Source organism: Streptomyces sp. DSM 15324, assembly GCF_001514285.1.
Classification (GTDB): domain Bacteria; phylum Actinomycetota; class Actinomycetes; order Streptomycetales; family Streptomycetaceae; genus Streptomyces.
Map to the genome: position 1 here is coordinate 417,747 of NZ_KQ949025.1, position 15,274 is coordinate 433,020.

Consider the following 15,274-nt stretch of genomic DNA (forward strand, 5'->3'; position numbering starts at 1 on the left):
CCATGACCACGGAAAAGCGGACAACTGTGTTCGAGTACGCACCGGCGCCCGAGTCCCGCTCGGTCGTCGACATCGCCCCCTCCTACGGCCTGTTCATCGACGGCGAGTTCGTGGAGTCGGCCGACGGCAAGGTCTTCAAGACGGTCTCGCCGTCCTCGGAGGAGGTCCTGTCCGAGATCGCGCAGGCCGGCGCCGAGGACGTCGACCGCGCGGTGCGGGCCGCCCGCAAGGCGTTCGAGAAGTGGTCGGCGCTGCCCGGCACGGAACGGGCGAAGTACCTGTTCCGGATCGCCCGGATCATCCAGGAGCGCAGCCGTGAGCTGGCCGTCCTGGAGACCCTGGACAACGGCAAGCCGATCAAGGAGACGCGCGACGCCGACCTCCCGCTGGTCGCCGCGCACTTCTTCTACTACGCGGGCTGGGCGGACAAGCTGGAGCACGCGGGCTTCGGCCCCGCGCCGAAGCCGCTGGGCGTGGCCGGCCAGGTCATCCCCTGGAACTTCCCCCTGCTGATGCTGGCGTGGAAGATCGCCCCGGCGCTGGCGACCGGCAACACGGTCGTCCTCAAGCCCGCCGAGACCACCCCGCTGTCCGCCCTGTTCTTCGCGGACATCTGCCGCCAGGCGGGCCTGCCCAAGGGCGTGGTCAACATCCTGCCGGGCTACGGCGACACGGGCGCCGCGCTCGTCGCGCACCCGGACGTGAACAAGGTGGCCTTCACCGGCTCCACGGCCGTCGGCAAGGAGATCGCGAAGACGGTCGCGGGCACCCGCAAGAAGCTCACCCTGGAACTGGGCGGCAAGGGCGCCAACATCGTCTTCGACGACGCCCCGATCGACCAGGCCGTCGAGGGCATCGTCAACGGCATCTTCTTCAACCAGGGCCAGGTCTGCTGCGCCGGGTCCCGGCTCCTCGTGCAGGAGTCGGTCCAGGAGGAGCTGCTGGACTCGCTCAAGCGCCGGCTGTCCACGCTCCGGCTGGGCGACCCCCTGGACAAGAACACCGACATCGGCGCGATCAACTCCGAGGAGCAGCTCGCCCGGATCACCTCGCTGGTCGAGCGGGGCGAGGCGGAGGGCGCCGAGCGCTGGTCCCCGGCCTGCGAACTCCCCGAAGCGGGCTACTGGTTCGCCCCGACGCTGTTCACCAACGTCACCCAGGCCCACACCGTGGCGCGCGACGAGATCTTCGGCCCGGTGCTGTCGGTCCTCACCTTCCGCACCCCGGACGAGGCCGTCGCCAAGGCGAACAACACGCCGTACGGCCTGTCGGCGGGCATCTGGACGGAGAAGGGCTCCCGCATCCTCGCGGTGGCGAACAAGCTCCGGGCCGGTGTCGTCTGGTCCAACACGTTCAACAAGTTCGATCCGACCTCGCCGTTCGGCGGTTACAAGGAGTCGGGCTTCGGCCGCGAGGGCGGTCGCCACGGCCTGGAGGCGTACCTCGATGTCTGACCGCACCAACGAGCGTCTGAGTGTCTTCAAGACCTACAAGCTGTACGTCGGCGGGAAGTTCCCGCGTTCGGAGAGCGGCCGGGTGTACGAGGTGACGGACTCCAAGGGCAACTGGCTGGCGAACGCACCGCAGTCGTCCCGCAAGGACGCCCGTGACGCGGTGGTCGCCGCCCGCAAGGCCTTCGGCGGCTGGTCGGGCGCCACCGCCTACAACCGGGGCCAGATCCTCTACCGCGTCGCGGAGATGCTGGAGGGCCGCCGCGAGCAGTTCGTGCGCGAGGTGGGGGAGGCGGAGGGCCTCGGCAAGTCCAAGGCGGCCGCCGTTGTCGACGCCACGATCGACCGCTGGGTCTGGTATGCGGGCTGGACCGACAAGATCGCCCAGGTCGTGGGCGGCGGAAACCCGGTCGCGGGCCCGTACTTCAACCTCTCCTCCCCGGAGCCGACGGGCGTGGTCGCGGTCCTGGCCCCGCAGGAGTCGTCCTTCCTGGGCCTGGTCTCGGTGCTGGCCCCGGTGATCGCGACCGGCAACACGGCCGTGGTGATCGCCTCCGAGAACTCCCCGCTCCCGGCCCTCTCCCTCGGCGAGGTCCTGGCCACCTCCGACGTCCCCGGCGGTGTCGTCAACGTCCTCTCCGGCCGTACGGCGGAGATCGCGGCCCCGCTGGCCGCGCACCAGGACGTCAACGCGATCGACCTCGCGGGCGCGGACGAGGTCCTGGCGAAGGAACTGGAGATCGCGGCGGCCGACAACCTCAAGCGGGTCCTGCGTCCACAGCCTGTGGACGACTGGACGGCGCCCCCGGGCCTCGACCGCATGACGGCCTTCCTGGAGACGAAGACGGTCTGGCACCCGACGGGTTCGCTGGGCGCGTCGGGCTCGGCGTACTGACCCCCACCACGAACAGGGCCGCGCCACCTCCCCGTCCGGAGGAGACGCGGCCCTCTTTTCCGGCCCCAGCCTGACTACCCCAACGCAGTCCGCGTAGCGCCTCCGTGCCGTGTGACGCGCGGCCGACAGTCGACTTTGGCCGTCCCCCTGATGAACGCCTCATCTGTAGCCTTGCCGGACCACACATACGCCTCACCGGGTCTGAGCGCCGCCAGTTTCTCGGGGTTGAGACCGGACAACGCCGCATTCACCTTCTGCAGGTGCTTCAGCCAGGCCGGAGATGTGAACCTGTGCAGCACCATGTGGGTGGAGAGTTCGATGAGCTCGGAGGGCACGGACGGCGGATCCTGACTGGCGACGAGCACGGACATGCCCTTGTGGCGCATCTCTCGCACACTGGACACGAGTCCCGTCACCAGGTCACCGCTGTCGGCATACTTGTGCGCCTCGTCGAAGACGACGAGCTTGTTGAAGGGACGCCCGTCGTCGGTCGCCTCGGAGAACAGGTGCATCAGCACGACGAACAGGCTCAGCGCGTCGCTCTTCTCGATGTCGTCGGAACGCAGGTCCACGATGATCAAACGGCCTGGTCGCGCCAGGTCCTTGATGCGCGCCGAGTCATCGATGAAGTCGCCTGCGAGGTCGAGCCGCTCCCTGGCCTTTCTCTTCAGGTGTTCGTCGAGCGTCGAGTCCTCGACCCCGCGCCGGACCGTGTCCAGGGTCAGGTCGGCTCGGTTCGCCTTGATGATCCTGCCGATCTGCCGGATGTAGCCGGACTGGTTGCCGACGGCTCCCATGAGGAACTTCCAGTGGGCGATCTTGAGTTCGGCGGCGGCGAAAGCCAGGGGGTGTACGAGTACACCTGGGTACTGGGCCTGACGCTCCTCTACGTATTCCTCGGGAACGAGTAGTACGACGTCGGAAAGGCCGACGGGCTGTGCCCCGTACCGGCGACGCAATGCCTGCCCCTGCCCCTCGTCGTCGTTGGCGTGGATCATGCTCAGGAACTCGGGCTCGTACTCCGAGGTCTCGCTGTAGTGGAAGACGATGCTCGCCAGGGGGCTCGCCAGCCGGTTGACCCCTGACACCGGCAGACTCGCCATTTCCAGAACCGAGCCCAGGGTGTAGCTCTTGCCGCCGCCCTGCACGCCGAACAGGCTGATCGCGTGGGTCTCGTTGAGGTCCAGGGCAACGGTGCCGCCCGCACTCGTGCCGAGGAGACCGAATTGCGGGGACGGTCGCGAGACGCCGAGGACGATATCCGCATCCTTGGTTTCCGAGGAACCGGATGAGTCATCGGACGACACTGCGGATGCCTCGTCTCCCAGGCCGGGTTCTCCGGCTGCCACCTCCTGGGCCTCCGGGGCCCCCTCCTGCACCACCCGCGTGTTTCCCTGCGAGGCATCGGTGGGTTTGGGGGCAAGGGAGTCGTCGGCGGCAGCCATCGGGAGTCCGGACGCGTCCTCGACGGGATCGTCCGGATCGTCGGACAGGGGGGCGGGTTCCTCCGGGAGGTCCCGTGTACGTGTGCGTGGCCGCAGTTGGACAGTGGCCGCACCCAGGAGGGGATCCCGGTCCTGCGCGCTGAGGTCCTCCAGCCCCGGCAGAACGGGCTCAGGCGCCCCGGCGTTCCCGGCGTCGGAGTCTCCAGCTGCGGGCCGGTACTCCGTCTCGATGTCGTCGAGCAGCCGCACGGCGCGGTCGCGGCCTATCCGGTGGAAGGCCACTCCTTCCTCGTGATCGGTGTCGAAGCCGTCCCTGGAGAGGTCGAACACAAGGCCGGTGCGGGTGAATTCCAGGCGGTAACCATGATCGAGGCGGTTCAGAAGCCAGCGTGCCTCGGTCATGGCTCGCTTGCCGAAGAGACCGTAACGGCCCGCACGGGAGAGGTACTTGTCCAGCAGCGTGCGCAGCGCCACGTTCTGCAGCGGTCGGTCCGTCCGTCCCCGTACGGGGTCGAACCTCTCGGCGAGGATCCGCTCCGTGTTTCCGGTCTGGCGGATGATGTGCTGACGTCTGCCCTGGTAGGCGCCGAGGCCGCCGCCCGTGTGGCACTTGACCTCTAGAAGTCGGCACACGATCGTGCGCCGCTCGGCGTCAAGGTCGAACAGGGCGAGGTCGGTGCGTTGGAGGCGGACCTCGGTGTCTCCGGCCGCCGCCCGGCCGCGTTCCTCCGCGTACAGCTCGGGGTGGGCATCGAGAGGGACGAGGATCTGGTTGCGCAGTGCGTCCCGCGCGCCGAGGTACCGGCGGGCGAGGGCCAGGCCGAGGACCTCGGTGCGATGGTTCTCGCCGAGCGCGGCGAGTTTGAACACGAGACTGCCGGACAGTTCCCTCAGCTGGTCGAAGAAGGTCCGCACGTGCCGTTCGGGGATGCCGAGCGACCGGTCGGCGAGCACCGGGCCGAGCAAGGCACGCATCTCGTCCAGTGATCTGGAGGAGACGACGATCTGGTGACCGAGTCCGCTGTTGGACGTGGTGGTGTGGTCGATGACGTACTCGGTGCGTCCTGGGCGTCCGTGATCGAAGTACTCGGCTCCGAGGGTGCGGTCCACGGTGACGACCCAGTCGCTCACCCGGTGGACGTCGTGCAGGAGGGCCCGGTCGTCCGGAGAGAGGCGGACCGTTATCTGCGGCAGCATGCCCGGCCGGTGTTCACCCGCACTGGCCGCGACCAGGGCGGCGGACAGGGTCCGGGGCAGGGCGGCGAGCAGGTCGCCGGTCGTCTCGGCGCCCGCCAACGGGTCGGTGACGCCGTGCCGGGGGCGGCGGGTCCACTCGACGCTGTCGTCGTCCTCGCGGTAGTCGCCGCTCATCTCCTGGACGAGGCCGTGCACGGCGACCCGTCCGGTGCCGTCCAGACCGGGGGCGATGTCGTGGCTCTCTCCACCGAAGGGGTTGAACAGGAAGGTGAGGTGGGCCGGGAAGTCGTCCGCCGCTTTGAGGAGTTCCTCCGCGTCGCGGATCACCACCGACAGTTTGGGCCGCAGCGGCTCACCCGGCGTGGCGTACGCCTCCGCCGCGGCGGATCGCGGTCCGCTCGCGGGAACCATCAGGTCGGTCAGGGCGGACCCGGTCCAGGGATCGTCGGGCGCGGTGGCGAAGAGCCGCACTGTGTAGTGGAGGTGGGACAGATGCCGGCGCTCCTGCAGGGTGACGAGCATGTCGGCGAGAAGTTCGCCGTGCCCGGCGCCGAGCGCGTTGATCACCAGGCTGTCGGCATAGGGGTGGAGACGGATGTACTTCTCCACCCGGTCGGCCAGTTCCGTCCCGGTCACCCCACCCGCCGCTGCCGCCGCGTCGACGCCGAGCGCGCCCGCCACCCGGGCCAGAGTCTCCCGAGGGTCATCGGCCTCGCTGGGCAGGCACACCTGCCAGTAGTCCGTCAACGGGCTGCTAGCAAAGGCCAGTTCGCCTGTGTCGAGTGGTACGGCGAGCGGGTAGCCCAGTGGGGCCAGCTGTCGTTCCAGACTTTCCAGCCGTGCCTTGACCACGCCCGCCGAGACGTGGTGGAGCTGTTCGAGCCAGCGGTCGGCGAGGGCCGCCTGTCCGCTCCACCACAGCATGCGCAGCGGATGGGTGGGGGCGACCAGGACGACGGTACGACGGCTGCCGTCCGTGTCGTGCAGGTGGACGGTGAGGGTGTCGGTGCGCAGCAGGCTGTGGAGCCGCGACTGCCGCCGGGCGATGTCGGGCGCGCCCGGCCGGTCCAGGGCCCGCAGACTGGCGGTGACCGCGGTGAGATACGCCTCCGCGTATTCCTCGACGGCGGCCCGCAGCGCACGCGGGTCCGCCCCCTCGACGACTAGGACGTCCGACGCGCTGTCCGTGGCCTCCGGCAGGGCGAGCCGGCCGAACAGCTCCGCTCGTGCGCGGAGATAACCGGACAGGGGTCCCTCACCCTCGGTCCGCGCGCCGTCCTCTTCCCGCTCCCCTGGTTGCCCGGACGGCGCGGACAGCCGGGTGGCTCCCGCCGCGTCGACATCGATCCGGGGCCCCTGAAGTGTGTCCGGGGAACGGAGGATGTGCTGTTCCGCCTCGGCCAGGAGCCGGGGGAGGTCGATGGTGACCAGTCCCGCGGGCCCGAAGGAGGCGCGCAGGGAGCGGGTCTTCACGCTGGTGCCCCGTGGGCCCCAGCCGGTCTCGCGGCACTGCACCCGGGCCGGGTCCCGGCCTTCGGCGAGCGCGGTGAAACGCAGTCGGTTGATCGCCTGGGCGAGGCCGGGCGCATGGTGGCCGCGCGGGGTGGGCGGCTCGTCGAACTCGCCCTCGGGGACGACGTAGAAACGGTCGCTCTCGTACGGGCGACGGCCGACTGTCTGTCCGCTGCCCGCGGCGGGCATGGGGTCGTCGTTCCCGTCGAGCGGGGTGACCCTGACGAAGTGCCAGCCTTCCTCCCAGTCCGGTGCCCGGCGTCCCTTGCGGAGTTTGATGCTGGCCTTGTACTGCGGCTTGTTGCGTGGCCCGGCCGGAACGGTCACTGTCAGCCCGGTCGGGCTGGCCACTGCCGTACCCGCGTCGCTGCCGTCCTCGTCCCCTGGCTCCTCACCGGTCTCGGCGCAGATCTCGACCTTGAAGCGCTTCAGACCCGTGACACCCCGCTGGTCTCGATCCACGGAGAACGTGACAGGCAGCGAGGAGAGGCCTCCGGGCAGCAGGTAGGGCTGGCCGAAGAGCCGGTCGAGGGCGGGATGGTTGCGCTGGTCCTCCACGTTCTCCCCGGCCTTGGGCAGCGCGGTCAGGTCGTCCACCTCGATGCGCACCGTCTGGTCGGCCGGGTCGTTCTCCTGCGGCCAGTGGTGGAAGGCGAGAGGCCAGTTGTCGGGATCCGCGGCGATGGCCCGGCACCAGTGCCCGGGGTCGGTCAGGCCGGTGTGCGCGGCGAAGTCGACGAGGCGGCGCAGGAAGCGCTGGTGCTCCTCGGAGTTGCGGGGCAGGCCGAGGGCGAGGACCCGCTGCCGGTCGGTGGCGGGACCGTCGGTGAGTTTCTCGACGGTCCGCCGGTTGCGCTGGATCTTGGTGACCAGGAGTGAAGGGTCGGCGAAGAGCTGGAAGTCCGGGATGAGGCCCAGCAGGTGGATGGCGGCTCCGGCGGCCTGCGGGTCGTGCTGGTTCTCGCGCAGGGTGAGCAGGTAGCGGGCGGCGGCCCGGTCCGAGGTGTCGGCGGTCTCCGCGAGCAGCCGTTCGACGCTGGTGCGCAGCGGTTCGGGCACCTCCTTGAGGAGGCTGCGCCTGAGGCGGGCGTGCACCTCGTGGAGGGAGACCTCCTCGAAGGTCGCGACGGAGAAGGAGTCCTCGGCGCTGGCCTTGGTTCCAGGCGGTACGAACACCAGGAGCACCGGCCTGAGACGGCCGTGTTCATCGGGGTTGCGTAGTTCGACCAGCTTTGTGCTGGTGATGGAGGTGTCGGCGCCGTCTGCGGGGTCAGCCGCGAGAACGTGCACCTGCGCGTCGGGAACGGCCTGCCGGAGGCCGCGAGTGAGGCGGGCGGCGAGTTCGGCGTCGAGTCCGCCGACCCGCATGCAGTGGCCGGCCTCACGCGTGCGCAGCAGGTCGGCGAGGCCCGGCAACGCGACGTGTTCGAGGGCGCGCCGCCAGTCGGTCTCGGTGATCTCCGCCAGTCCGCGTTTCATGGTCCCGCTTGTCATGCCGCCGTTTCCCCCATGTGCCTCTCGTCTGGTCTGCTGCCGCGGTCGGTGTGTCCGTCACCGCTCGCCCGTGGTCACCGTGCCGTCCTCGGTGATGGAGAACCTGGGGGTGATCACCTGGGTGAGATAGGCGTCCGACAGGTCGTCGTAGAAGCCGATCTCCCGCATCCGGGTGGTGAACGCCTCGGCGTTGGCCCGCAGTGCGGCCTCCTCCTCCAGTCCCGCCGGACCGAATCCGTCCGCTGTGGGCAGCCGGTCCACGTACAGCCCGTACCGGTCGCGCAGCAGGGCGAGGAACTCGTCGAGCCGCAGCGAGACGGTGTGGTGGGTGTACGGGGAGGAACCGCCGCGAGGGTTGAGGCGCAGCAGTGCCACCTGGACGAGCACCTCAAGCAGGGCACTGTCGAGGACGAAGCGGCGCCGACCTCCGTGAGGCTGCGCGATGGCGGCACCGGGCCGGTTCTTGAGGAGGAGGGAGTCGACGGCCTGGAAGATGTACTTGTGGTGATAAGGCCCCCGGTAGGCCATCAGGACTTCGAGGTACTTCTCGAAGGGGGCGAGGCCCATGGACTCGTCCAGCAGGGGCCGGACCTCCTCGGGCTGCTCGCTGACCGGGGTGTCGTCGAGAATCGCGGTGAGCCGGGAACCGAAGAACTCGTCGCGCGCCTTGCGGTAGTCGTCCGTGCCGAAGCGGAGGAGTTCGGGCACGGTGAAGTGCCCAAGCGGGGGGCGGCGCTCCTTGCCCTGGCCGACGAGGTGCTCGGCGAACTCGTCCAGCTTGCGAACGGTGTAGGAGGCTCGCACGAAGTCGGGGATGCGGCGCAGCCAGTGCTCGGCGCTGTGCTCGGCGAGCGCGGCGGCGGGTGTGCCGGGTACTCCGGCGACATCCACGAAGAGCCCGACGCGAAAGGGGCATCCGGCCAGTGGATCCTGCGCGGTGGCGGAGGCAGGGCAGCGGTCGTGCCCGCAGGCCGGGTCGGCCGCCGACCGGGCCACGGCGACGGGCAGCAGCTTCATGGTCTTGAACTGGCCGAGGGCTAGGTGGAACGCGAAGAGGATCTTCAGGTACTCGACCATGGTGATGCGCGGCAGCAGATCTTTCAGGGACAGCAGCCGTACGACGTCGTCGGCGAGGAGATCGGCCTGCCCGACGCACAGCGGGGGCGCCGAGTACCAGCCCTTGACGGTGTGCGGGCTGTCCGCCTTCACCTGACTGTTGAGGTGCAGCACGGCCTGCGTCTCGATGTCCACGGGTGTCTTCTGCGCGGGAGCGGAGGCAGCCGTGCCGAGGCCGGTGAAGAAGAACGTCCGAAGCTGCTCCAGCGCGAGGGCGCCGAGGGGGCCGCGCGCGTGCCGCAGCATCTCGTACAGCTGGGCGTCGGCGCCGTAGGGCCGGGAGTGACGGCTGCTGCGGAACCGGTAGGTGAGGCCGTGCAGCGGGCGCAGGCCGGCCACTTCCTGGGTGGGCTTGCCCCGGTTGACCACGTCCAGGAGCTGGGTCTCCACCCAGCGCCGGGCCATCTCGGGGTGTTCCGCGAAGCCCTGGAAGCGGTCGGCGTTGACGGGGTCGGTGAACTCGTCCGCGAACTCCTTGACGAACAGGTCCTTGCGCCGCACCAGGCGGCTGGTGAGGCCCTTGTGGTTGAGTCGCATGAGAAACCCGGTCAGCACCCGGTCCATCTGCACGCGCTTGAAGTCCAGGTAGGAGACGCCGAGGTGCTTGAACTCGGTGTCCCGGCGGCGCAGGGCCATCAGCATGCTCCTTGCGGTACTGCGCCGGAGTCGGTGTCCGGGGGTGTGTCGGGCGTGGCGGCGAGGGCCAGGCGCAGGGCGCCGTCCTGGAGCCGGCGCAGCCGGTGGGGTGGTGATCCGGGGGCGTTGAGGAGGACCTCCTGGTAGGAGGTGGCGGCCAGGGCGTTCTTGAAGACAGCCAGGGCGAGGTTCTGGCCTTGGCGGTCCTCGACGCCGGGCTGGTGGCCCCGGTGCAGCCGGTCGAGGAGTTCGTAGAGGTCGAGGCGGACCGTCAGCTGGGCGCGGTGGGCGCGGCCGTCCTCGGGGTGGTGGCGTACGACGATTTCGCGGGGGCCGGTCTCGACGTACGGCGAGGCGGGCGGGCCGCCGACGGAGATGGTGAACTGGTCTGCGGGGAACAGCCGGTGGCTGCGCACGGTGCCGCCGGGGACGGCCCGGACCTGGAGCGCGAGGTCCTGGCCACCCCTCTTGGCCAGTCCACGCGGCATTCCCTCGCCGCGGCTGACGGCTTCGACGATCCGGGCCAGTTCCTCCGGACCCGGCTGCCCGTTTGCGAGCAGCCGCAGAAAGCGGTCGGCCGCCTGGTAGGGCAGGAGGCTTCGCCAGCGGCTGTCGTCGAGGCTCTCGAAGTAGAAGCGGCGCCGGGCCGCGGCCAGGTAGGCGCGGTGCGCGGCGATCTGGGCCCGGTCGGCCTGGTGGGTGCGGGGCAGGGCTTCGAAGGCATCAGTGAGGAGGCGTTCGTCGAGGTCGCCGCGCTGGTCGAAGGAGACGAGGGTGTGGCCGTCGGCGGGGCCGGTGTAGTCGAGCTTCCGGTCCAGTTGGGGGTCGGGGACGGCGGCGACGTCGAGATCGCGCAACTGGACGAGCAGGCGGTCGCGTTCGTCCGGTCGTGAGGTGTCGGCGGGGATCCTGCCGGTGCGGCCGGACGTACGGCTGCCGCCACCGGCCGCCACCCGCGCGTCCGGGTGGCTGACGGTGTGGATGCCGGTCCAGCTGGTGAAGTACAGGCTGTCGAGGATCTCCTGGGCCGCCTCCGGTTCCTCGCGCGCGTACAGGGTGTGGATCTCGGCACAGTCGCGGCCGGAGGTGAGGGTGAAGGCGAGGGCGGAGCGCAGGTCGCGCAGGGTGATGTGGAGGCGTCCACGCAGGTGGGCCATGCGGTAGAGGGTGGCGAGGCGTTCGGTGATCTGGGCGCCGGCGGTGGGGTGGGCGAAGGTGCGGGCGTTGTGCAGGGCGTAGCAGCGGGGGGCCAGGGTGCAGGAGCCGCAGGCCTGCCAGTGCCGTTCGTCGGTGAGGACCGCGACCATGCGGTGCATGATCGATCCGGTGCCGTCGGGGTCGGCGAGGACGTCACGGGCGTTGAGGTTGACGACGGCGACGCCGTGGACGGCGCTGCCGGTGGTCAGTCCTTCCCGGACGGTGTCCGCGAGCAACGGGTAGCGCTTCTGGTGGCGGGTGACGAAGTCGACGAGGCGGCCCTCGTTGACTGCGACGAGCCGGGTGACGTTGTCGGGCCAGTCCTCCGCGTCGGCACCCTGGTAGGGGGCGAGGAAGGTGTCGAGGACGGTGTCGTTGTCGGTGTCGCCCTCGTCCTGGCTGCCGTCGTGGTTGGTGTGGAAGGAACGGCCGTCGAGGGTGAAGTCGTCGCCGTTGGCGCGTGCCGCACCGAACCGGGCGCCCCGGCGACGGGCCTCGTCGGCCAGGTGCTGGAGGAAGGCGGTCTTGCCGTCTCCGGCGTTTCCGGTGATGAGGACGAGGCGGTGGCGGCCCGCGAGGACGTCGGGGCGCAGCCGGTCGTCCAGGGCCGTGGCCACGTAGAGGGGGTAGGCGGCCGGGTCGAGGCCGCGGGTGCCCGCGTTGGTACGGGCACTCTGGCTGTAGAGGGTCTGGAGATGGCCGACGAACGGGTTGGAACCGGCCTCGTCCGCGTCGCCGTCGGCGGGTGCGGGTCGCTGCGGTTCCACCTGCTGCGGGGCGGCCGGCACGAGGCGCACCTCGCGGACGGCGGCGAGGGCGGCGCGGAACTCGTCGGCGTCGCGGTAGCGCTCGTAGCGGCGGGGGGCGAGGGCGCGCAGCAGGACGGCTGTGAAGTCCGGGTCGAGGTCGGCGAGGCCGGGCAGGCGGCGCGGGTCGAGGGCCTGCCCGCCGCGCGGCGGGGTGCCACGGCCCTGCCAGGGGTAGCCGCCGGTGAGCGCCTCGTAGGCGGAGATACCGAGGGCGAACAGGTCCAGGTCGGCGAGTTCCTCACGATTGGGCCGAGTCAGGCGGGTGGCCTCGGGGGCGAGATAGCGGGGGGAACCGAGGGTCGGGGTAAGGGTGGAGTCGGCGGAGACGGCCGCGTTGAAGTCGAGGATGCGGGCGCCGTCGGCGGTCCACAGCAGGTTGCTGGGTTTGATGTCGCAGTGGAAGACCCCGCCCGCGTGCAGGTGGGCGAGGCCGGCCAGGCAGTCGTCGAGGAGCTTGCGTACATCGGCGGGGCCGAGAGGGCGGCCCTGGTCGAGGACGCGTTTGAGGTCCTGTCCCTCGGCGAACTCCATGCGCAGGTACGGGAAGTCGCCCTTGGGCAGGAACTCGGCGTCGATGAGCCGCACGAGGTTGGGGTGCGGAGCGATCCGGCGCAGGATACGGTACTCACTCACCAGGCGCTCGCGGACGGACTCCCGGTCCCTGGTGATGATCTTCAGGACCTCGTCGGTGTCGTCGAGGGTGTTGAACACCCGGTAGACGACACCGAACTGGCCGTGCCCGAGCCGGGAGCGCACCCGGAACCTCTCGGTGAGGCGGAACCCCTCGGGCAGATCGGTGTAGCCGTGCGGGTCGTCCCAGTTGAACGGGTCGCCGGACTCCTCGCGCCCCTCGCGCCGCCCCCGGGTGCGGGCTCGGCGCTTGTCGGCGCTGGTGAGCCGCTCGATGGCCTCACGGGCCGGCGGCCGGTCGCCCGGGGCGGCGGACAACAGCTCCCGGATGACCGACTTGAGTTCGGGGTCGAACCGGTCGGCCTCGTCCAGGCTGTCGAGCGGGGTGCCGCCCGCGCCGAGGGCGGGCTCCTCGCCGGTGTACAGCTCGTGGAAGAGCACACCCGCCGCGTACAGGTCGGTGGCCGGGGAGAAGATCCCGGGCCGCTCGTGGCACTCGGGGGCGAGGTAGGCGGGCGACTGGTGCGCGTAGGCCTCGATGCCCCGGGACTCGTCGCGCGGACGCGGCGGTCCGGGGTGGGCGTAGTCGAAGCCGGTGAGCATGGCGGTGCCGTTGCGGCCGATGAGCACGGTGTCCGGGCTGAGGTAGCGGTGGACGACCCGGTGGGCGTGCGCGACGGCGAGACCTCCGAGCACCCCGTCCACGACGCGCCGCTTAGCGTCGGCGCCGAGCGCGCCCTGCCCCCGGGCGTCGAGCCTGACCCGCAGCGCCTCGGCGAGCACGTCCTTCAGGACCACGGCGTAGCCGTCGCCCTCGTCCAGCGGGAAGGACGTCTCGCACGGCACGATGTACGGGCTGGAGGGCAGCTTGCTGAGGGCCTGGACCGGGTTGCCGATGCGCGCGTACGCCGTGGACCGCGCGCCGTCGGGCAGCAGCGGGTCGACGGCGTGCGCCTGGAGGATGCGGGTCCCCGACCGGGGCTGGTCGGCTAGCCGCACCCGGTACACCGAGACCCGCCGGGCCGGATCACCGTCCTGGTCGGCGAGATCGGTGGGGGACGCCTCGTACAGCGCTTCCACGACCTCGTAGTGCCCAAACCGGCGCGGCCCCGAGGGCGGCCTGGTCTCCGCCTGGAAGACACGGGCGATGTCCTCGCGCAGCGCGGAGATGTCGTCGCCGGGGCCTCTGCCGTGCCCGGAGGGGCGATGTCGCTCGATGAACGGCACCAGATCGGTGAGTGGATACGTCGTCACCTCGTCGCGACCGTCGGGGTCGTGCAGCGTGGCACCCCGATACGGCAGGACCACCAGCCCCTGGCACCACACCGACCCGAGCCGACCGCTCGCCGACCGGGACCGGGCCAGCAGGTCGGCGGCCACCCGGGCGTGGTTGCGAATCTTGCGCGCCGGGCTGGGGAACGACATGCCTTGCGGATACCAACGCCCGCCGCGCACCTGCACCCGACCGTGCACGCCCTTGGTGTCGGCCAGGTAGACCGCGTGATCGGCGATGATTGCGAGATCCACCTCGAACATCGGCCGCCCCGGCCCGTAGGGCAGCTCAAAGTTGGCCACCACGATCCAGTCGTCCGGCGCGTGCTCCCGCAGATGGCGCAGCACCATACGCTCGGCCTCGTTGGCCGGCTCCCCGATCGGGATGATCCGCGCCATCGCCCGCCCCCGCTCCCCGTCTTCCCGCCGTGCCCGTCCCGGCGCCCGCGCCCGAGATCCCCCATGGCACACGCACCGACACCTGTGTCACGGAACACTCTAGAACGCCCCACTGACAATGCGTCGCGAACCGGTTACAGCCGAGCTCGCACCGTGACGACCGGCGCGTGAGACGCCGACCGGAGAGGCATGCCGTTCTTCAGGCGTTCTCGTCGTGGATCCGCGCCCCCAGATCCTCCGCCCACTCCAGCGCCCACGCCTTCAGCTCATCGATCTGCCGGGAGGTGAGCCCGTACGCGGCGTAGTCCTCGTCCTCGTACCAGTCCGCGCCGGTGAGCCGGTCGCGGAGGTCCTCCAGGCTGAACTCATCGGGTGCGCGACGGCGGCCGAGGGATTCGAGGTCGGCGATGGAGCGGTGGCGGGAGGCGGCCTGGACGTCGATGAGGTCGCGGACGGTGCCGCGATCGGCGAGGGCGCGGACCTTGGTGCCGATCACGTCGTCGAGGGAGAGGACAGGGCCGTAGGGGGTCTGGGCAGGCGGGGCCCAGAACGCCTCCTTGAGGACGTCGACCTCGCACTCCTCGCCGGTGTCCGGATCTGCGACGAGGAACCGGCCGCTGAGCGGGTCGGTCTGGATGTGCGTGGTCCGCCAGCCCCGGGCGGCGAGGCCGGCGGTCAGCGAGGCGACGATCTCGTCCATCGGGGCGGGATTCTCGGTGGCGACGTCGAGGTCACGGCTGAAGCGTTCGACCAGGCCGTGGGCCTGCACGGCGTATCCGCCGGTGAGGACCAGAGGGTAGGGAGAGCCGAGGTCGAGGATGTCGGCGAGGAGACGCTCGTGGAGCGGGGTGAGCTTCACGAGGTGGTCGCACCGTCCAACGCGGTGCGGGGCAGTTCGGGAAACGCCTCCTCCCAGACCTCGCGGACATAGGGGCTGACCAGGCGACGCAGAAGGGGCCACTGCTCGGCAAGCAGCCGGGGGTGGAGGAAGGCCACCAGATCCTCGCGCAAGCCCTCGGCCAGGACGGTCCGGTAGAGCGTCATGCGGGACTTCGGGCGGTCCAGGCTGTAGCTCGTCCGCCCGGACCAGGCGATGTGGAGCGGCAGATCGACTGTGCCCTCCACCGGGCCGGTCAACTCCTGCAGTCGCCCAGGCAGCCGATCGCGGTAGCGGTCCCGCAGTACCTCGGCGCGGGGGGCGGTGGTCTTCGCGTCCATGCG

General features: G+C 70.6%; 7 protein-coding genes. 2 read left to right on the forward strand and 5 right to left on the reverse strand.

The window, feature by feature from the left end:
* Window positions 1–2: 2 nt before the first annotated feature.
* Together AQJ58_RS12215 and AQJ58_RS12220 are read left to right on the forward strand one after the other, a co-directional pair.
* Window positions 3–1,454, forward strand: coding sequence for an aldehyde dehydrogenase family protein (locus AQJ58_RS12215; RefSeq protein WP_067248732.1), 1,452 nt, complete (start codon window positions 3–5; stop codon window positions 1,452–1,454).
* The gene (locus AQJ58_RS12220) at window positions 1,447–2,346 is read left to right on the forward strand and encodes an aldehyde dehydrogenase family protein (RefSeq protein WP_067248733.1); all 900 of its coding nucleotides are present in this window, start codon (window positions 1,447–1,449) and stop codon (window positions 2,344–2,346) included. Before AQJ58_RS12215 ends, AQJ58_RS12220 begins: the two co-directional genes overlap by 8 nt.
* Window positions 2,347–2,420: 74 nt before the next feature.
* Here the strand turns inward: AQJ58_RS12220 and mads8 are convergent, their stop codons facing one another.
* From mads8 to AQJ58_RS12245, 5 genes are all read right to left on the reverse strand, one after another.
* On the reverse strand, window positions 2,421–7,994 hold the full coding sequence (mads8, locus tag AQJ58_RS44360) for a methylation-associated defense system ATP-binding protein MAD8 (protein ID WP_159056237.1): 5,574 nt from the start codon (window positions 7,992–7,994) through the stop codon (window positions 2,421–2,423).
* Window positions 7,995–8,051: 57 nt separating this feature from the next.
* The gene (gene mads7 / locus AQJ58_RS12230) at window positions 8,052–9,746 is read right to left on the reverse strand and encodes a methylation-associated defense system protein MAD7 (RefSeq protein ID WP_067248738.1); all 1,695 of its coding nucleotides are present in this window, start codon (window positions 9,744–9,746) and stop codon (window positions 8,052–8,054) included.
* Entirely contained in the window at window positions 9,746–14,053 is a 4,308-nt protein-coding gene (gene mads6 / locus AQJ58_RS12235) for a methylation-associated defense system protein kinase MAD6 (RefSeq protein ID WP_067248739.1), read from the reverse strand. The genes mads7 and mads6 overlap by 1 nt, the downstream gene beginning before the upstream one ends.
* Window positions 14,054–14,252: 199 nt before the next feature.
* Window positions 14,253–14,912, reverse strand: coding sequence for a nucleotidyl transferase AbiEii/AbiGii toxin family protein (locus AQJ58_RS12240; RefSeq protein WP_067248742.1), 660 nt, complete (start codon window positions 14,910–14,912; stop codon window positions 14,253–14,255).
* Window positions 14,909–15,271 carry a hypothetical protein gene (locus AQJ58_RS12245; protein ID WP_067248745.1) on the reverse strand — a complete coding sequence of 121 codons (363 nt, stop codon included), beginning with the start codon at window positions 15,269–15,271 and terminating at the stop codon, window positions 14,909–14,911. Before AQJ58_RS12245 ends, AQJ58_RS12240 begins: the two co-directional genes overlap by 4 nt.
* Window positions 15,272–15,274: the final 3 nt, after the last annotated feature.